We start from the raw sequence: 18,976 nt of genomic DNA, 5'->3' as shown, positions 1-18,976 counted from the left end.
GGCTGACCCGGCAAGGCTGAACCCGGTCCGCCGGGCTGTCCTGGGGCGGTCAGGCCGGGACGGGCCGGCTGGCCTGCGGTGGGGTGGCCTGGAGTGGTTAGGCCGGGCTGCCCGGACGCGCTCTGCGGCGCAGGGCCGGGCGTTGCGGGCTGGCCCGGGTGGTTCGGCGCCTGCGACGGATCTGAGGGCAGGACCGGGTGGGACGTTGCGGCCTGGTTGGGCGTTGGCCAGGTTGCCGGAGGGCTCGCGGAAGGGCGGGCTGTGGGGGTGAACTTCGGGGCGTCCAAGGGGCGGTTCTGGCGGTCGAAGATCGGCGGGCCCAGGAGGAGTGGGTCGATCTCCTGGGTTTCCCGTTCGGCCATGGCCTGAGGTTCGGTGGGGCGGGTGTGCTCCAGGGCCTCAGCGCGGTCGGTGGACGGCGGCTCGGGGTGGGGAGCTGAGAAGGAGAGGCCGCTCGGCTCGTTCTCGGACGGGAACGGAGCGTTGGGCTCGCTGGGGATTGGCTTGGTGGCGCTCGGCTGGTTGGAGGCGCTCGGCTCACCGGCGGATGTTGGGCCGCTCGCGGTGCGGAGGATGCCTGGGGTGGTGGCGTGGCTGGGGTCGGTGGCTCGGGACTTCTTTAGTTCGGCTTCTACGGTGCCGGGAGCCAGGGTCTTGGTCGGCCGCTCCGTGGTGGCGTTGGATGCGCTGGGAGCCGTCGAGCCTGCGGCTGGCGATCCACTGCTGGATGTTGAGCCGGCATCCGGCTGGAGGCTGGTTGCCGATCCGGTGGCGGCGCCGGGCACGGAAGTGATGCCCGCCTTCTCTGCCGAGGCCGCGTCGGGCGAGCCGACGCTGTGTGTGGTCGATGTTCCTGCACTGGCGGCCGCGCCCGGACCCGCGCCCGGACCCGCGCCCAAGCCGGATCCCGCGCCGAAGCCCGGGGCCGCGGCTACGCCCGACCCACCTGGCCCGTCCGGCACTCCCGATCCGCCCGATCCACCTGACCCGCCGGGCACTCCCGACCCACCTGACCCGCCGGGCACTCCCGACCCGCCCAGCACTCCCGACCCGGCCAATCCGCCCAAGGCCGATCCGGCGCCAAAGCCCGGTGCTGGGGCCGAGCCGCTCTCGGCATTTGGCCGGTGATCCGGCCCGGATCCGGACCTGGATACGTCACGTGGGCCAGAGCCGGAACCAGGCGCCTGCGCAGCCTGACGCTCACCCACCGCGCCTCGCGCAAGGTCGGACCCGGGCGCGGAGCCAGAACCAGCGGCAGGCCCAGACGATGAACCATAAGAGCCGAAGCCAGACGTGGCGAGCGTGGAGTCTGCGCCTGACGCGAGGCCTGAACCGGACGCGGAACCCACGCCCGAGTCAGAGCCCGGCCCGGAGCTGGAACCCCGACCCGAACCCGACCCGGAACTCAGACCCGATGCGGACCCGGGAATCGACGCGGAGCCGGTGAGTGGGGTGGAGCCGGTGAGTGGGGTGGAGCCCGAGGCGGGCCCGGGGGTGGTGTCTGGCGCGGACCTGGCGGTGGAAGGCGAGGCGGTGGTGGGCGTTGAGCCGGGTACGGAAGGCGTCTCGGCGGCGGCCGCGGCGGCTCCGGGTGGGGCGGTGAAGGAGACGCCGGTGGGGTGGCCGGCGCCCTGGGGGCCGGCTGACGGGAGGTCCTGGCCCAGGGGCGTGCGGCCGCCCAGGGCCTGGTGGCGGGCGGCGTCGATGAGGCCGGAGGACTCGGCCAGGCCGGCGGCGAAGAGGACCTCGGCGGCGGCTCGGCCGGAAGGGCAGGGCAGGGGCTCGCCGCAGACGGGGCAGATGGTCATGCCCTCGCGGGGGCCGGCGCCCTGGGCGTGTGCCTCGAGCATCTCGCGGGCGGTTCGCGCCAGCACGCTGTCCGGTTTGACGATCGTTGCCATGCCCTGTGTCCCCCGTCGGATGCCTCGGTGCGCTGCCCGGCCCGGCGCACGTCGAGGTCAAGTTCACCGCCTCGCGTCGGCGCGCGTGCCCGTTTCGGCCAATCGGTAGCCACACGACGGACTCCGGCCCCACCGGCGAAAGCGCCAGGACCGCCCCCACGAGCAGCCCCGGCGGCGGAGCACACGAAAACCAACCAGGTGGCGGTGAGACCAGCCGAGGAATGAGCGCGCGGGGGTGACCCCGCGGGACGACCCGGCGGTGGGCGCGCGGAGCGGGACCAGCGACGGCGGCGGGGCCCGGATGGCGGGACTTCTCAGGCGGGCGTACCCGAATCAGCCCTTGAACCGTCAATTCACTCACTGCGATGAATCGGTGACTCTCCGTACGATGGACGAACCCCCCAGGAGGTGATCCCCCATGGATGACACCGAGCTGTACCGCGAGCAGATCCTCCGGCACGCCACGCCCGTCATCACCGGGCGCTTTGTTGGCTTCGGCGCCTCGTACACCCGCGCGATCAAGGTGGGGCAGCCGCTGGTGCTCGCCGTGTTCGTGGCGGCCACGGTGGCGCGGCTGATCGGGGCGCTGATCCGGCTCAAGGGGGTGCACCGGAGCCTCAAGGATCTCAAGACCGGTCCGGAGTTCCTGGTCACCCCGGTGCGGCTGAGGGACGATCTGGGTCAGGTGTACGAGGTGGAGATGCACGGGCATCTGGCCGCGTCCGCGCTGCACCGTGGCGACCTGGTGCAGCTGCGCACCAAGGCTCAGGACGATCCGACCCTGCCGGTACGCCTGATGACCCTGCTGAACCTGACGACGATGCAGCCGCTGACACCGCGCATCCCCACGATGTGGTCGCATATCGGGCCGGCGTTGCTGATCCAGGCCGCGCTGGGCGTGACGCTGGCCGTGGTGGCCATCGCGGCCTGGATCAGCTGACTCAGAGGCGTCCGAGCGATCAGCCGACTCAGAGCCGCCCGAGCGGCACCACGCGGGCCATGGCCAGGTCGCCGGCGTCGTTCGGGTGCAGGTGGTCGCCGCTGTCGTAGACGGGGAGCATGCGCGACGGGTCGGCCGGATCGCGGGTGGTCGCGTCGAAGTCGGCCAGGGAGCCGGCGAACGTGGTGCGGATCCACTCGTTGACGGCCACCCGGGTCGCCTCGAGCTCGGGCGTCCACGTGCTCCAGCCCCGGAACGGCATGATCGTGGCGCCCACCACCCGGAGGCCCTGATCGCGCGCCTGGGTGGTGATCTGCTCCAGCCCGGCGATGATCTTCGCGGGGTCGGTCTGGTGCGGGTCCTGCTGGATGTCGTTGACGCCCTCGAAGATGATCACGCTTCGGACGCCGGCCCGGAGCAGCACGTCGGACGGCAGCCGGTTCTGGGCGCTCTCGCCGCAGCCCTGGTAGATCGTCCAGTTGGGGTAGCCGCAGTCGAGCAGCACCCGGTTGCCGCTGATGCCGGAGTTGGCGATGCCGTAGTCGGGCTGCGGGCCGTTCGCCAGGCGCCGGGCCAGGTAGTCGGTCCAGCGCCGGTTGGCGTTGAAGGTGGACGTGACACCGTCGGTGATCGAGTCGCCGAGCGCGACCACGGTGCCGGGCCCGCCGGACACGTCGACGCCGCTGAGGTAGTGCCAGACCTGGGTCCGTTCACCGAACGCGGCGGCCGACTCGTCGCCGGCGTGGTCGGCCGGGCCGCGGCTGAACACCGAGTCCTGCATCGCCGCCGGGTGGTAGGTGACGGTGCCGGACGGCTCCGGGGTCCAGACGCTGACCAGCAGGTCGCGGTCGGCGCCCACTTTCAGCGCCACCGGGTCGCTGATCGCGTCGGCGCCGGCCGGCACGGTGAACGACGCGCTGCCGCCGAACAGCACCTCGCGCATGGTGCCGGGGGCGGCGGCGCCGTCGCTCTGGTCGATGGTGCCGTCCCACTGGCCGCCCCGGTGCGCGGAGACGGCCACCGTGACGTGGCCGAACAGCACCGGCTTGGTGCCGTAGCGGTTGGACAGGTGAATCCGCACCTTGTTGCCGCCCACGGTGGTATGGACGACATTGCGGATGGTGAAACCGGCGTACCCCTGCTGGACGCCGCCGACCGCGGCGGCCGGGGCGGTTCCCCACGCGGTGGTCCAACTGGTGGGAGAAAGGCCGGGGGCGGGAGCGGGCAGAGCGAGGACGGAGAGGGCCGCAGCTGCGGCGATGAAGTGCATAGTGACGAGTTTCGATGTCTTCAGGAGGGTTTGTAAAGGTGGCGTACGCGGTAACGGGGTTGTTTGATGGGTCCAGGCACGGCGCTGCACGCGAGAGGCGGTAACCCCGGTGGGTGAAGAGGTCGAGCAGCGCGTGTTCACCCGGGAGGACCGCGCCAAGTATCGGCAGAAGATCCGGCGCAGCCTGGACGTGTTCGCCTCGATGCTGCGCGAGGCGCGGTTCGAGTTCGAGCGCCCTCTGACCGGCATGGAGATCGAGCTCAATCTGATCGACACGAACGCTGACCCGGCGATGCGCAACGCCGAGGTGCTGGGTGCGATCGCCGACCCAGACTTCCAGACCGAGCTCGGTCAGTTCAACGTCGAGATCAACGTGCCGCCGCGGCGCCTGGCCGGCGAGGAGAACGCCGATCTGGAGCGTACGCTGCGGGCCAGCCTGAACAACGCCGAGGAGCACGCCCGCTCGGTCGGCGCCCACATGGTGATGATCGGGATCCTGCCGACCCTGCGCCGCGAGCACATGACCGCCGACGCGCTGTCCGCCAACCCGCGCTACGCCCTGCTGAACGAGCAGATCTTCGCGGCCCGCGGCGAAGATCTGGACATCCGCATCGACGGCGTCGACCGCCTGTCGGTCACCACCGACACCATCGCCCCCGAGTCGGCCTGCACCAGCACCCAGTTCCACCTGCAGGTCAGCCCCGAGGAGTTCGCGTCCTACTGGAACGCCGCCCAGATCATCGCCGGCGTGCAGGTGGCGCTCGGGGCCAACTCGCCGCTGCTGTTCGGCCGAGAGCTGTGGCGCGAGACCCGCATCCCGCTGTTCGAGCAGGCCACCGACACCCGGTCCGAGGAGATCCGGGCCCAGGGCGTACGCCCACGGGTGTGGTTCGGTGAACGCTGGATCACGTCGGTGTTCGACCTCTTCGAGGAGAATGTTCGCTACTTCCCCGCCCTGCTGCCGATCTGCGACGACGACGATCCGGCCGAGATCCTGGAGCGCGGCGACACCCCTGAGCTGTCCGAGCTGCGCCTGCACAACGGAACGGTCTACCGCTGGAACCGCCCGATCTACGCCGTGGTCAAGGGCCGCCCGCACCTGCGCGTCGAGAACCGGGTGCTGCCGGCCGGCCCGACCGTGGTCGACACGATCGCCAACGCCGCCTTCTACTACGGCCTGATCCGCGTGCTGGCCGAGGCCGAACGCCCGATCTGGACCCAGATGTCGTTCAGCGCCGCCGAGGAGAACTTCCACGCCGGCGCCCGCCACGGCATCAACGCGTCCATGTTCTGGCCCGGCCTGGGCTACGTGCCGGTGACCGAACTGGTGCTACGGCGCCTGCTGCCCCTGGCCCGGGAAGGTCTCGACCGCTGGGGCGTCTCGGCGGCCGAACGCGACCGCCTGCTGGGCATCATCGAGCAGCGCTGCCTGACCCACCGCAACGGCGCCACCTGGCAGGTCGAGACGCTCCACAAACTCGAGACCGACGGCCACTCCCGCCAGGAGGCCTTGCACGACATGCTGCGGCGCTACCTGCCGTTGATGCACGAGAACAAGCCCGTCCACGAGTGGCCCGTCTGAAAGTCAAGATCGATGTCGTAGCTCGGCGGGTGGTGCCGACCGTCGCTCCCGCCGAGGGTCGCTCCGCTCCACGTGCGTGAGCGGTCACCCTCTTCCACAGATCCACCGACAACCGCGGGAACACGGCGCCGGCCCACAGCAGTGGTAGACCGTCACGGCATCCGGGCCCGAAATACCGTCCTGCCCCACCACCGCCCCCGACAGTGGTAGGCCCTCCCGGCATTTCGGGTGCCGAAACCGTGCTGCGCTACCACTGTTCGCGGCCGTGGTAGGTCGAGGCGGGGAATCGGGGTCCGGAAGCGCTCCTGGCTACCACTGGGCACGGCGGCGGCGCTGCCACCGGGCGGGGCGTTGAGGGCCACGCGGGACAACCCGGCGCGGGGGCAGAGGGGGTGACCCACCGCCCAGCCCGCGTGTGCGCCACGGCGTCTTCAAGTCGGGCGTACCTGAGAAAGGTCTTCAGCCTTTGACCGCGCCCGCCGTCAGGCCCGCGACGATGCGGCGCTGGACCAGCAGGAAGAAGACGACCGCGGGGACGGTGAACAGGACGGCCGCCGACATGACCGTGGGCAGTGGCGTCACGAACTCGCCGACGAACGACGCCAGCCCCTTGGACGCCGGCCATCTCTCCTCGTCGACCATGAACGTGTTGGCCAGGAGGAACTCGTTCCAGCTGTCGAAGAAGGCCAGCACGGCCGCGGCCGCCAGGGACGGGGCGATCAGGGGCAGGACGATGCGGCGGAGCATGGCGTAGCGGGAGCAGCCGTCGATGGCCGCGGCCTCCTCGATCTCGCGGGGCACGCCGTCCATCGCCGTCTTGATGATCCAGACGGCCACCGGCATGGCGAAGGCCGTGTTGCCGAGGACCAGGCCCCACAGGTTGTTCAGCAGCCCGAGGGTCAGGAAGATCGCGTAGAGCGGCACCACGATCAGCGCCTCGGGCAGCATCTGGGTGGCGAACAGCGCGAAGCCGAAGACGCCTCGGCCGCGGAACGTGAAGCGGGACAGGGCGTACGCGGCCAGCACGGCCAGGGCCAGGCTGAGCACCGTGGTGCCGGCCGCCACGAACGCGCTGTTGGTCAGCCAGCGCAACATCGGGGTGTCCGCGGTCGCACTTTCTAAAGCCGCGCCGAGCCGGGTCACGTCGGGCAGCCAGCGCACCGAGCCGCCGAACAGCTCGTCCTGGCTGCGGGTGGCGGTGACCACCATCCAGTAGAGCGGGAAGCCCGCCACGGCCGCGAGGGCGGCGAGCGCGATGAACCGGAGCTTCACGCCAGGTCCTTTCCGGCGGCACGTCGCTCCGCCAGGGCGTACAGAACGGTGGCGATCCCGGAGAGCACCAGGCCGACCACCCCGGTGGCGGCCGACCGGCCGAGGTCGGAGTCGAGGAACGCCTCGCGGTAGACGTCGATCACCAGCGTGGTGGTGCGGTCGACCGGGCCGCCCTGGGTGAGCAGCCAGATGATCTCGAAGCGCCGGAACGACCAGATGGTCATCAGCAGCGCGATCACCCGCAGCGTGGGGACGAGGAACGGCAGCGTGATCCGCCGGAAGACCGTTCCCGGTCCGGCGCCGTCGATCGCCGCGGATTCGATCAGATCCTTGGGTACGGCCTGGAGCGCCGCCAGCACGACCAGCAGCACGAACGGGAACACCTTCCACACCGAGACGGCCGTGACCGTGGCCAGCGCGTACGCCGTCAGCCACCCGTGCCGGCCCAGCCCGGCGGCGGCGGACGCGTGGTTGAGCACCCCGTTGTCGTTGTTGAAGATCCACACGAAGATCAGCGTCACCGCGACCGTCGGGGCCGCCCACGGCAATGTGAGCAGCACCCGCAGCGCGGTCCGGCCCCGGAACGACGCGTCCAGCAGGATCGCGCCGGCCGTGCCCAGCAGCAGCGCCCCGGCCACCGTGGCCAGGCTGTAGATCAGCGTGATCCCGAGCGTCCCGGCGAACCGCGCGTCGGCGACCAGGGCCGAGTAGTTGTCCACGCCGATCCACTCGCCGCCCGTGGGGTCGAGCAGCTTGGTGTCGGTGAAGGACAGCCACACCCCGTCGAGCAGCGGCCCGGCGGTGAAGACAAGCAGGTAGAGGGCGGCCGCCGCGGCGAAGACGTACGGCGCGCCCCGTGCGGCCCTCACTTGAGCTGCTCCGCCTCCTGCTGGGCGCGGGCCAGGGCGGCGGCGGGATCGTCGCCGTCGACGAGCACCTTCTCGACCTGGCTCAGCACCGCGTGGCGGATCTGCGGCGTCTTGATCTCGAAGCCGTCGATCACCGCGTCCTTGGAGGTGGACGCCTGGGCCTGGAACGTCGGCACCCACGGGTTCGCGGCGACGAACTCGGCCGGCGGCTTGGCGTCGGTGCCCAGCACGCTCGCGCCCAGCGCGGCCGCGGCCTGCTTCTGCGCGTCGGCGCCGTAGTACCAGCGCAGCCACTTCTTCGCGGCGTCCTTGTGCTTGCCGAACTTGTTGACGCCGATGAAGAAGCCGGCCTGGCTGCTGGCCGGCGCCGGGAACGGCAGCTTGCTCGCGCCGACGGTCTTGCTGGGCACGACCTGGTTGCCGGTGACCATGGTGGCCAGGGCCGAGCTGTTGTCGATCATCATGCCGACCTTGCCGGCCTTGAACTTGGACCGGAACGTCGACGCGTCGTCACCGACGGCCATGGCGCCGCTGGAGTACATGTCCCGGAACGCGGTCACCGCCGCGACGTTCTCGGGGCTGTTGATGGTCAGGGTGCTGCCGTTCGACCACGAGCCGCCGAACCCGTAGGTCCAGTTGGAGAAGTCGATCCACCAGGGGACTTCCTCGTTGATCTGGTGGCGTACGGCGAAACCGGGGTTGCCGGTCTTGGCCTTGATCGTCTTGGCCGCGGCGATCAGGCCCGGCACGTCGGTCGGCGGCCGCACGCCCGCCTGGTCGAGCAGCGCCGGGTTCCAGAAGAGCGCGTAGTTGACGATCTCCCAGGCGTACCCGAGCTGCTTGCCGTCGACCTTGCCGGCGTCGTTGGTGGCGTTGAGCGCCTGCTTGCCGGCGGCGTCGAGCACGTCGTCGAGCGGTTCGAGGGCACCCGCGTCGGCCAGCTCGGGCAGGAACGTGTCGGGGATGATCAGCAGGTCCGGGCCGCCACGGGCCCCGATCTGCGTCTTGAGCGTGCTCTCGTAGTCCTTGCGCGCCACCGACTGCTGCTTGAGCGTGACCTCGGGGTTCGCGGTCACCGCCTTCCACAGCTGCTCGCCGCGCCCCGGCTCGAGCCACTGCCAGCTCGCGAAGACGAGCTCTCCACTCTGATCCCCGCCGCCGGAACCACCACAGCCGACGGCCAGCGAGGCGGTCAGCGCCACGGCGAGCCACTTCCGGATGTTCACCCGAACCACCGCTCTACGAACCAGGTTCGTAAATAGTCCTTTTATCGTTGAGAGCGACAGCGTGGTCAGGGCGAAGTCGATCGTCAAGCGTCCGCTTTGTTGGGAAGCACGACTTACGAACATGTGCGGGGACCCGGAGCGGCATCCATCTGCACGGATATTTACGAACGTGCCCGACCGCCCGGGCAGCAAATGCAAATTCGGACTTTTTCGCAGGTCGGGTGGGTGGTGCTGACCGTCGCTCCCGCCGAGGGTCGGCTCGCTCCGCTACGCCTCCGCGTCCGTGCGGGGTCACCCTCTTTCACCGACCTCAGGGCAGGATGGCGTCCACATAGCCGCCGTCGACCCGCACGGCGCCGCCCGTGGTGGCCGAGGCCAGCGGGGACGACAGGTAGACGACCAGGTTGGCGATCTCCTCCGGCTCGATCAGCCGCTGGAGCAGCGACTGCGGCCGGTGCCGGCGCATGAACTCCCGCTGCGCCTCATCCCACGGCAGGTCCTTGTCCACGAGCGAGTACACGAAGTCTTCGACGCCACCGGTGTGCGTGGGCCCGGCGATCACGCTGTTCACGGTGACGCCCGACCCGGCGGCCTCCTTGGCGAAGCCACGGGAGACGGCCAGCAGGGCGGTCTTGCTCATGCCGTAGTGGATCATCTCGACCGGGGTGACGACGGCCGAGTCGCTGGCGATGTACTGGATCCGGCCCCAGCCGCGCTCCCGCATGCCCGGCAGGTAGGCCCGGGTCAGCCGGATCGCCGACAGCACGTTGACCTCGAAGTAGCGCCGCCACTCGTCGTCAGAGATCTCCAACGCCGGCTGCGACCCGTAGACGCCCAGGTTGTTGACCAGGATGTCCACGTCGGGCAGGGCCTCGAGCACGGTCGCGGCCCCGGCCTCGGAGGCGACATCGGCCGGCACCGCCACGAAGTCGCCGTCCCCCAGGTCGTCGAGGGCCCGCTCGACCGATTCCGCCGACCGCCCGTTGACGCCGACCCGGGCGCCCGCCGCGGCCAGCCCCGCGGCGATCGCCCGCCCGATGCCCTGCGTCGAACCGGTTACCAGCGCGGTCTTCCCACCGAGATCAAGTCGCATGCCCCAAGCTTGCCCCGACAACGCGGCCGGCGAACCCCGGATGACCCGCCCAATGCAGATGCAGGAACGAGGCGTGCAGGCTCAGGGTGGCGAAACCCTCGGGGTCGTCACCGCGCCAGGCCCACGCCGCGGTGCCCGCCGGGGACAGCAACAGACCGGACCGCGGATGCACGGTGGTGCGGTGGAACTCGTGGCCGGTGACCCGGGTGCCGGCCGGCGCCAGCGGGCTGTCGCCCAGGGCGACCGCGTCCCGGTAGCCCAGCGTCAGGGTCGGGGTCATCGCGGCCTCGGCGTCGAGCACGCCACACATCGGCGCGCCGTCCAGGCTGCGGCACAACCAGAGCAGGCCCGCGCACTCGGCGACGATCGGGGCGCCGCTCCCGGCCAGCTTCCGCACGGCCGCGCGCAGGGGGTCGTTGGCGGACAGCTCCGCGGCGTACACCTCGGGAAAGCCGCCGCCGACGACCAGGGCCGCCGTGCCCTCCGGTAACGCCTCGTCCCGCAGCGGATCGACGGTGACCACGTCGGCCCCGGCCCCGGTCAGCAGTTCCGCCGTCTCCGCGTAGGCGAACGTGAACGCCGGGCCGCCGGCGATCGCCACCACCGGGCGCTCCCGTTCCCCGGCCGACGGCTCACCCGGGCTCCACGGGGTGGCCTCGAGGGGCGGCGCCGATCGGGCCACCGCCATCACCTCGGCAAGGTCGACCGACCTGGTGACCAGCTGTTCCAGCGCGGCCACCGAGGCGAGCGCTTCCTCGCGGCGTTCGGCCACCGGGACCAGGCCGAGGTGCCGTGAGGGAGCGGCAACCGCGTCGGCCCGCCGCATCGCGCCGAGCACCGGGGTGCCGACCTCCTCGCACGCGTCGCGCAGGATCGACTCGTGGCGCTCGGAGCCGACCCGGTTCAGGATCACCCCGGCGATGCGGGCGTTGCCGAAGCTGCGGAACCCGTGCACCAGCGCCGCCACCGACCGGCCCTGCGCGGCCGCGTCGACGACCAGGATGACCGGGGCGTCCAGCAGCGACGCCACCTGCGCGGTCGACCCGGTCTCACCCGCGCCGGTGCGGCCGTCGTAGAGCCCCATCACACCCTCGACCACGGCGAGGTCGGTGTTCTCGGCCCCGTGCGCGAAAAGAGGCCCGATCAGGCTCTCACCGACCAGCACCGGGTCGAGGTTGCGGCCCGGCCGGCCGGCGGCGAGCGCGTGATAACCCGGGTCGATGTAGTCGGGCCCCACCTTGAACGGCGCCACGCGCAGGCCACGCGAGGCGAACGCCGCCAGCAGCCCCGTCGCCACGGTCGTCTTGCCGTGCCCGGACGCCGGCGCCGCGATCACCACGCGCGGGATTCTCACCACTCGATGCCCCGCTGACCCTTACGCCCCGCGTCCATCGGATGTTTGACCTTGGTCATCTCGGTGACCAGGTCGGCCGCCGCGACCAGGTCGGGATGCGCGTCCCGCCCGGTGATCACCACATGTTGCGTGCCGGGCCGCGCGGCCAGCGTCGCCACCACGTCGGCCACGTCGACCCAACCCCACTTCATCGGGTACGTGAACTCGTCCAGCACGTAGAACGCATGCGTCTCGGCGGCCAGATCCCGCTTGATCTGCGCCCAGCCCTCGGCCGCCTCGACGGCGTGGTCGCGCTCGGTGCCCGGACGCTGGATCCACGACCACCCCTCGCCCATCTTGTGCCAGGTGATCCGCTCGCCCAGCGCCTTGAGCGCGGTCTCCTCGCCGACCCGCCACTTCGGACTCTTCACGAACTGGAACACGCCGATGTCCCAGCCGGCGCTCCAGGCCCGCAGCGCCATCCCGAACGCGGCCGTCGACTTCCCCTTGCCGTGCCCGGTATGCACGGCCAGGACGGCCTGCCGCCGCCGCTGCCGCGTGGTCAGCCCGTCGTCCGGGACGACCTCGACCTTCCCCTGCGGCATCAGGCGGCCTCGAGAGCGTCGAGCGGGACGAGGTCGGCGGAGAGCGTGGCGGCCAGCCGGCGGGCCAGGCCGAGGCGGACCGGGCCGGACTCGCAGTCGACGACGATGGCGGCCACGCCGGCCAGGGCCGGGGCCACGGTCGCCGGGTCGGGGCCGGAGGTCGCGCGGCCGTCGGTCACCACGATCAGGAGCGGGCGGCGGCGGGGGTCGCGGCGGCGTTCGGTCGCGATGGTGGCGGCGGCGGTGCGGAGGCCGGCGGCCAACGGGGTACGGCCACCGGTGCGCAACGCGGCCAGCCGCATCACGCCCACCTCGTGACTGGACGTGGGCGGAAGCACCTGCTCGGCGTTCCGGCCCCGGAAGGTGATCATCCCGACCCGGTCGCGCCGGTGATAGGCGTCGCGCAGCAGGGACAGGACCGCGGTCTTCACGACGGTCATCCGCTTGCGGGCGGCCATCGAGCCGGACGCGTCCACCACGAAGAGCACGAGGTTCGCCTCGCGGCCGACGTGGACGGACTCGCGCAGGTCACCGGGCTCGACCGTGCGGGAACCGCGGTGGATCGCCGCGCGCAGCGTCGCCGGCAGGTGCGGGGCGCCGGTCAGACGGCCGTGGGGCACCCGCGATCCGGCGACACGGCCGCGACGGGTGAACGCGGGCGACCGCCGGCCCGAGTGCCCGCCGGCGCCGCGGTCGGTGATGCGCAACGTCTTCGGGCGGTAGGCCGAGCCGGGCGCGGCTACTCCCCCGGCCGGCGCCGGTCTTTGCTGCTTCTGCTCGTCGCCGGCCCGCTCCGGTTTTTGCTCGTCGCCGGCCCGCTCCGGTTTTTGTTCGTCGGCGGCCCGCTCCGGCGTGGAATCCGGCCTGCCCGCGGGCGGCGGCGGTGGGGGTGGCCCGTCGCCGGGGCCGCTCCCGCCGGGCGGATCCGGGTCTTCGCCCTCTTCCTCGTCGTCCTCGGCGGCGGCGTTGAGCGCGTCCTCCAGCCGCTCCTCGTCGGAGCCGGTCGGGTCGAGCGGGTCCTTGCGACGCCGGTGGGGCAGGGCCAGCCGGGCCGCGTCGCGCACGTCGTCGGCCGTCACCACGGAACGCTCATGCCAGGCGGCCAGCGCGACCGCGCACCGGGCCACGACGATGTCGGCGCGCATGCCGTCCACGCCGTAGGCCAGGCAGACCCGGGCGATCCGATCGAGCTCGGCGTCGGGCAGCACCACCGACGCCGAACGTGCGCGCGCCGAGGCGATCCGCACCGCCAGCTCGGCATCGGACGAGGCGAACCGGGCGGCGAACCCGGCCGGATCGGCCTCGTAGGCCAGCCGCCGCCGCACCACCTCGGCCCGCTGCCGCGCATCCCGCGGGGCGGCCACCGTGACCACGAGCCCGAACCGGTCGACGAGCTGCGGCCGCGGCTCGCCCTCCTCGGGGTTCATCGTGCCGACGAGCAGGAACCGCGCGGCGTGCTTGACCGACACCCCATCACGCTCGACGTGGGCCCGGCCCATCGCCGCGGCGTCGAGCAGCAGGTCGACCAGGTGGTCGGGCAGCAGGTTGACCTCGTCGACGTAGAGGGCGCCGCGATGGGCGGCGGCCAGCAGCCCCGGCTCGTAGGCCTTGGTGCCGTCGGCCAGGGCACGCTGAAGGTCGAGGGTGCCGACGACGCGGTCTTCGGTGGCGCCGACCGGCAGCTCGACCAGGGTGGCGGGACGAGGCCCGTGCGGGGCGTCGGCGTCATGCGGGCCGTCCGGGCAGTCGGCGTCGGGCGTACCCGGATCACACGCGAAGCGGCACCCACGCACCACCTCGACCTCGGGCAGCAGGCCGGCCAGCGCACGCACCACCGTGCTCTTCGCCGTGCCCTTCTCGCCGCGGACCAGGACCCCGCCGACGGCCGGTGAGACCGCGGTGAGCAGCAGCGCCAGGCGCAGGTCGTCGAGGCCGACAACGGCCGAGAACGGGTACGGAGGCAGCACGCGCACTTCCCTTCTGCCCCGGGTCCTCGCCCGGGCGACGGTGGTTCGAGCGGCCGGAGTCTCCTGACTCCCGGACCGCGCACGATCACCGGCGAACCGGTCACGCACACGACCTGGTCACAGTGGCGGGACCGTCCCGGACTCACACCGGGTTCCTCCGCTACCGCTCGCCCGCAACTCAACCCGACGGACTACGACCACGTCAATGTGACGCTCATGTCGTGCCCCGGCAGTGAACGGCGCCGCTTCTCCCGGCCCTCAACCGCTTCTTCCGGCCCGTCAACCGCTTCTCCGGACCCCTCAACCGCTTCTCCGGACCCCTCAACCGCTTCTCCGGACCCTCGACCGCTTCTCCGGCCCGTCAACCGTGCAGGGACATCGCTCTTCCGGCGCCTCAGCCGGGCACAGCACCGCTCTTGCGGTCGTCGGGCGCGGCGACCGGCGTTGTCAGCTGCTCGGACAGGTGGGCCACGAACAGCGCCGCCTCCTCGATCAGCGGGCGCTGCCGGCGGTAGAGCTCGGCGTTCGCCGCGTCGGGCACGGTCGGCGCGCCGATGTCGACCAGCCCCGCGGCCTGGTCCAGGTCGGGCAGCGAGCCGAGGGCGTGCCAGCCGAGCAGGCAGGCGCCCAGCCCCGTACCCTCGGGCGTGTCGGCGATGGCCACGGGCAGGTCGAGCGCGGCGGCCAGCACACCCACCCACAGGTCTGACGCCACGGCGCCGCCGGTCGCGCGTACCTCGGTCACCGGGAACCCGGCCGCGTCGAACGAGTCGCGGACCAGCGCCACCTGCTGGCACACCCCCTCGACGGCCGAGCGGACCAGGTGGGGCCGGCCGTGCTCGCGGCCCAGCCCGAGGAAGGCGCCGCGCATCCCCGCACGCCACCAGGGCGCCCGCTCGCCGAGCAGGTAGGGCAGGCAGAGCAGTCCGTCGCTGCCGGGCGGCGCCGACTGGGCCTCGATCAGCAGCGCGGCGTCGATCTCGTCGGCGTTCTCCCCTTCGGCGGCCGGCCGCGCGAACCCGGCGGCGAAGGCTTGCCCGGCCCAGCGCACCACGGACCCGGCGTTGTTGACCGCCCCGCCGACCACCCAGCGGTCCTCGGTGAGCGCGTAGCAGAACAGCCGCCCGGCCTCGTCGGAGCTGGGCTGGTCGACGACCGTACGCATCGCGCCGCTGGTGCCGAGCGACACCGCCGCGACCCCCGCCGGGGTGGCCCCGACACCCAGGTTGGCCAGCGGCCCGTCGCCCGCCCCGATGATCAGCGGCGTGTCCGCGGGCAGTCCGGCCGCGGACGCCACCTCGGCCTTGAGCCGCAGCCGCCGCGTGGTCGGCACAACCTCGGCGAGCTGGTCCTCGCGAACCCCGGCGATCTCCAGGGCCTCCGGATCCCACCGCCGCGCATGGATGTCGTAGAGGCCGGTCGCCGAGGCCAGGGACAGATCCAGCAGGTACGCCTCGTCGGCCAGCCCCGACAGGATCAGCTCCTTGCCGCCACCCCACCGAGGCGTGTCGCGCAGCGTCTCCGGGTCGGTGGCGCCCCACCAGGCCAGCTTGGACAGCGGCGCCATCGGGTGCACCGGGGTGCCGGTGCGGGCCAGCAGCTTCTTGGCCAGCCCCTGGTCGGCGATCGCGGCGCTCTGCCCACCGGCCCGCCCGTCGGCCCAGGTCACCAGCGGGCCGAGCGGTTTGCTGTCGGCGTCCATCGGAACCAGCGCGTGCAGGAACGAGCTGAGGCTGACCCCCACCACCCGGTGACCGGCCGCACGGCACTGACCGGCCACGTCGACAAGCGCCTCGACCGCCGCGTCCCGGACCCGGTCGGCGTCCAGCTCGGCCCGGCCCGGCCCGGGCACCAGCAGCGGATAGTGCACGCTGGCGTGCGCGTGCAACTCACCATCGAGCCCCGCGGCGACGCCCTTGGTCGCGGTGGTCCCGCTGTCGATCCCGATCACGACGTCCATACGCTCGACCTTAGGGCCTGTCCCGCCCACCGGCTCGGGACCGGACCCGGCGACCTCCCCCATCGCGCTCGATGCCGTCTCCGCACAGGCCCCAGGCCGAACCGCCTCCGTGTCTTCTCCGCTCTGGGTCTCAGGTCGGGACGGGCAAGAGCACCTCATTGGCGCCGTCCTGGTAGCGGATCTCGAGCGTGTCGGGGGGCAGCAGGGCCGCCGCGTCCGGGTTGGTGATCCAGCCGCCGTTGAGCCGGCGGTAGCGGAAGCGGGATCGTTTCGAGGCGAACACGATGCCCTGGCCGTCGGGCAGTCGCGTGGCGAAGGCGGACTGGCGGCGTTCCGGGACGACCCCGAGAAACTCGGGCTGCTCGCCGTCGAGGAACCGGAACAGCCGGATCGTCCGGTCGTCGACCATGGTCTGCAGGACGAACGCGCGGTTGTCGGGCGTGACACCGGCGATCCGCCAGGCGGTGGTGAGGGACGGGTGGTGATAGCCCGACATGTCCTCGTAGCCCGGGATGTTGCGGACGTCTCGCCGTTCGTCGCCGCTCCCGCCCAGCCCGACCTCTCGCGACGAGGGCAACTCATCGAGGGGCAGGCTGCCCTTCGGGTTGCCCAGTTCGACCCGGCGCCCCCCGGCGACCAGCGCGAACGAGGCCGGGTTGGAGATCGGCCGGGTGGCCGAGCCCTCGCGGAAGGCGACATCCTCGAACGACCAAACGATGCGACCGGCCCTGTCGACGGTGTAGCGCGAGGCGAACCGGGTGGGGCGTCCGTCGTCGACCACGATCAGCGTCTGCGGGCTCCGCGAGGCGTCGCTCCACTGCTTGACGAACTTCTGGAAGGCCGGGTCGACCGCCTCGCCGACCAGGAAGGCGTTCGCGTTGTCCCAGCCGGTGACCATGGTCTCGGGGCCGCCGACCGTCCACTGGGACGCGCCGTCGCGCAGCTCGACGAAGCCGGTGACGCCGTAGTGGACCGGCCCGCCGGGCGGGTCGTCGAGCGGGATGCGCTGGGCGACCAGCGCCAGCCGCCCGGCCGGCGTGGTGCCGGCCCACGCCACGTTCGGTTCGCCGACAGTACGCACCGACGCCGGCAGGGCCGACCGCCAGGCGTTGATCGCCGCGTCCAGGAAGACGGCGTCGGTGGCCAGGTCACCCCGGGTCGGTGCGTCGAGCCGGTCGTTGGCCGGCGGCGTGACACCGGATCCGCCGCCCAGCCGGAGCACACCGGCGGTGGCGCCGGCGCCGGCCACGGCCAGCCCCGCGGTCAGCAGCGCCCGCCGCCGGATCACCCGGCGCCGCCCGCCGGCGGTGACGCGGTCGAGCAGGTCGGCCGGGGCGTTGAGCTCGGCGGTGGCGCGGTTGAGCACCTCGTGGACTTCCAGGTCGGTCATCGCTCTCCCCGATCGGTGCTGAAAACGGCCGGCCCGAGCACGGCGCGCAGCCGCTCGAGACCCCGGGAGGTGTTGCTCTTGATCACGCCTTCGGAGCAGTCGAGGGCGGCCGCGACCTCGGCCACGGGCAGGTCATCGAGATAGCGCAGCACCACCGCCGCCCGTTGCCTCGGCGGCAGCGCGCGCAGCGCCTCGATCACGACGTCACGGACCAGCACGCCGTCGCTGTGGTCGGGCTCGGCCACATCGTGGTGGGCCAGCGGCGCCTCGGGTCGTCTCCGGCGTCGCCGCCACCGGTTGGTGGCCCGGTTGACCAGCGCGCGGCGGGCGTACGCCTCGGGGTTGCCCTGCACGCCGCGCCAGCGCACGTACATCTGCTCGAGCACCTCCTGGAGAAGGTCCTCGGCGGTGTGCCGGTCGCCGGTCAGCAGGAAGGCCACCCGCAGCAGGCCCGTGCTCCGCGTGCGGACGAACTCGTCGAACCCTGTGCGCATCCGTCGCCTCTCCCCCGGTTGTTCACCTCCCCTGACACCGCGCACGTAGGCGGGGTTGCACCCGGCTGGGCGCCGAACGCGTGGCGGCGCGGCCTACAGAGCGCCCGGCGGGCGGCGGCACGGCACGTGAAGCGCCCGGCGGGCGGCCGACGCCGAACGCATCGCCTCTCTCCCGGTTGATCGACAGGACTCGTCTCAGCTGAACAGCTTCGCGTAGCCGTCGCGCAGCCCCTCCCAGCCGTGGTCGACCGCCTCGGTGCCCCGGATGACGCCCACCGCGTGCCCGCCGATGAGCTGGTCGCAGACGATGAGGCAGAGGTGCCACCCGGCCGCGACCATCGCCTCCATGCCGGCGTGGGGTGACTGGTGGCGCAGCGTCAGCCGGGTGCCCGCGACGGTCGGTTCGAGTTCCCAGCGCAGCAGGTCGCCGCCCCAGGTGTATTCCAGCAGGCGCGGCTTGTCGACCGTCTTGACGATCGCGGGCATCTCGGCCCTGGTGTCCCCGTCGACCATGGTGAGCGTGGTCTCGCCGGTCGTGTCGAGCGCCTCGGCGGCAGCGAACGGGGCCCACTGGTCGAGCTCGGCCGGGTCGACCAGGGCCGTCCACACCCGCTCGGGCGAATGTCGCAGGTCGCGCACCATGATCAGGGTCCAGCCGTCGTCGGTCGTGGTGGCGGTCGCGTCGTGAGGCGCTCCGGGGTCGATCGGGGACATGTCGCTCCTCAGGGGTTGTTGTCGAGGTGTCGCTCGAGCCGGTCGAGACTGTGGCTCCAGAGCTCGCGGTATGGCCCCAGCCACGCGTCGAGCTCTTGGAACGGCCCGGGTTCGAGCCGGTAGATGCGCTGTTGGGCCACCGGCCGCGAGCTGACCACGCCCGCGTCACGCAGCACCCGCAGGTGTTTGGACACGGCCGGCTGACTCATCCGCAGGGCGGCCACCAGCTCGGCCACCCCGGACTCACGCAGCCGCAGGGCATCACAGATGCGTCTGCGGGTCGGTTCGGCCAGCACGGCCATTGTGTCGAGCGCCATGTGGCCAACATGCCAGACAGGTTATATAACTGTCAAGGCATGG

Annotated in this window: 15 protein-coding genes and 1 riboswitch; of the genes, 2 read left to right on the top strand and 13 right to left on the bottom strand. The window is 72.2% G+C overall.

The features are described 5' to 3' along the window. Positions 1-2,319: 2,319 nt before the first annotated feature. On the top strand, positions 2,320-2,841 hold the full coding sequence (locus AB0M54_RS27620) for a hypothetical protein (protein ID WP_364474465.1): 522 nt from the start codon (positions 2,320-2,322) through the stop codon (positions 2,839-2,841). Between the two features lie 28 nt (positions 2,842-2,869). Here AB0M54_RS27620 and AB0M54_RS27615 read toward each other — a convergent pair whose 3' ends face one another. Continuing rightward, positions 2,870-4,111 (bottom strand): SGNH/GDSL hydrolase family protein, encoded by a 1,242-nt coding sequence (locus AB0M54_RS27615; RefSeq protein WP_364474463.1) that lies wholly within the window; start codon positions 4,109-4,111, stop codon positions 2,870-2,872. A gap of 109 nt (positions 4,112-4,220) precedes the next feature. Here AB0M54_RS27615 and AB0M54_RS27610 point away from each other — a divergent pair, with 109 nt between their 5' ends. Further along, positions 4,221-5,693 (top strand): glutamate--cysteine ligase, encoded by a 1,473-nt coding sequence (locus AB0M54_RS27610; protein WP_364327754.1) that lies wholly within the window; start codon positions 4,221-4,223, stop codon positions 5,691-5,693. A 459-nt stretch (positions 5,694-6,152) separates the two neighbouring features. On the opposite strand, the gene AB0M54_RS27605 is transcribed toward AB0M54_RS27610, so the two are convergent. From AB0M54_RS27605 to AB0M54_RS27550, 12 genes are all read right to left on the bottom strand, one after another. After that, positions 6,153-6,965 (bottom strand): carbohydrate ABC transporter permease, encoded by an 813-nt coding sequence (locus AB0M54_RS27605; protein ID WP_364327757.1) that lies wholly within the window; start codon positions 6,963-6,965, stop codon positions 6,153-6,155. Then, positions 6,962-7,834, bottom strand: coding sequence for a sugar ABC transporter permease (locus AB0M54_RS27600; protein ID WP_364327760.1), 873 nt, complete (start codon positions 7,832-7,834; stop codon positions 6,962-6,964). Before AB0M54_RS27600 ends, AB0M54_RS27605 begins: the two co-directional genes overlap by 4 nt. Next, entirely contained in the window at positions 7,831-9,060 is a 1,230-nt protein-coding gene (locus AB0M54_RS27595; RefSeq protein ID WP_364327762.1) for an extracellular solute-binding protein, read from the bottom strand. The genes AB0M54_RS27600 and AB0M54_RS27595 overlap by 4 nt, the downstream gene beginning before the upstream one ends. Before the next feature lie 310 nt (positions 9,061-9,370). Further along, positions 9,371-10,153 (bottom strand): SDR family oxidoreductase, encoded by a 783-nt coding sequence (locus tag AB0M54_RS27590; protein WP_364474461.1) that lies wholly within the window; start codon positions 10,151-10,153, stop codon positions 9,371-9,373. Further along, positions 10,143-11,510 (bottom strand): cobyrinate a,c-diamide synthase, encoded by a 1,368-nt coding sequence (locus AB0M54_RS27585; protein ID WP_364474459.1) that lies wholly within the window; start codon positions 11,508-11,510, stop codon positions 10,143-10,145. Before AB0M54_RS27585 ends, AB0M54_RS27590 begins: the two co-directional genes overlap by 11 nt. Beyond that, entirely contained in the window at positions 11,504-12,091 is a 588-nt protein-coding gene (cobO, locus tag AB0M54_RS27580; RefSeq protein WP_364327771.1) for a cob(I)yrinic acid a,c-diamide adenosyltransferase, read from the bottom strand. Before cobO ends, AB0M54_RS27585 begins: the two co-directional genes overlap by 7 nt. Next, positions 12,091-14,058 carry a VWA domain-containing protein gene (locus tag AB0M54_RS27575; protein WP_364474458.1) on the bottom strand — a complete coding sequence of 656 codons (1,968 nt, stop codon included), beginning with the start codon at positions 14,056-14,058 and terminating at the stop codon, positions 12,091-12,093. Before AB0M54_RS27575 ends, cobO begins: the two co-directional genes overlap by 1 nt. Positions 14,059-14,114: 56 nt before the next feature. Next, positions 14,115-14,216: riboswitch (cobalamin riboswitch) on the bottom strand. 236 nt (positions 14,217-14,452) lie between these two features. Continuing rightward, complete coding sequence (locus AB0M54_RS27570; RefSeq protein WP_364474456.1) at positions 14,453-16,018, bottom strand: gluconokinase; 1,566 nt, start codon at positions 16,016-16,018, stop codon at positions 14,453-14,455. Positions 16,019-16,148: 130 nt separating this feature from the next. Continuing rightward, on the bottom strand, positions 16,149-17,408 hold the full coding sequence (locus tag AB0M54_RS27565; protein ID WP_364474454.1) for a hypothetical protein: 1,260 nt from the start codon (positions 17,406-17,408) through the stop codon (positions 16,149-16,151). Then, entirely contained in the window at positions 17,405-17,902 is a 498-nt protein-coding gene (locus tag AB0M54_RS27560; protein ID WP_364474452.1) for a SigE family RNA polymerase sigma factor, read from the bottom strand. Before AB0M54_RS27560 ends, AB0M54_RS27565 begins: the two co-directional genes overlap by 4 nt. A gap of 195 nt (positions 17,903-18,097) precedes the next feature. Continuing rightward, the gene (locus AB0M54_RS27555; RefSeq protein ID WP_364474450.1) at positions 18,098-18,616 is read right to left on the bottom strand and encodes an SRPBCC domain-containing protein; all 519 of its coding nucleotides are present in this window, start codon (positions 18,614-18,616) and stop codon (positions 18,098-18,100) included. 8 nt (positions 18,617-18,624) lie between these two features. Next, complete coding sequence (locus tag AB0M54_RS27550; protein WP_364474448.1) at positions 18,625-18,933, bottom strand: metalloregulator ArsR/SmtB family transcription factor; 309 nt, start codon at positions 18,931-18,933, stop codon at positions 18,625-18,627. Positions 18,934-18,976 lie beyond the last annotated feature (43 nt).

Source organism: Actinoplanes sp. NPDC051470, assembly GCF_040682035.1.
GTDB lineage: Bacteria > Actinomycetota > Actinomycetes > Mycobacteriales > Micromonosporaceae > Actinoplanes.
The sequence above is the reverse complement of the archived record's forward strand: the minus strand, read 5'-3'. Positions and strand labels throughout refer to the sequence as shown.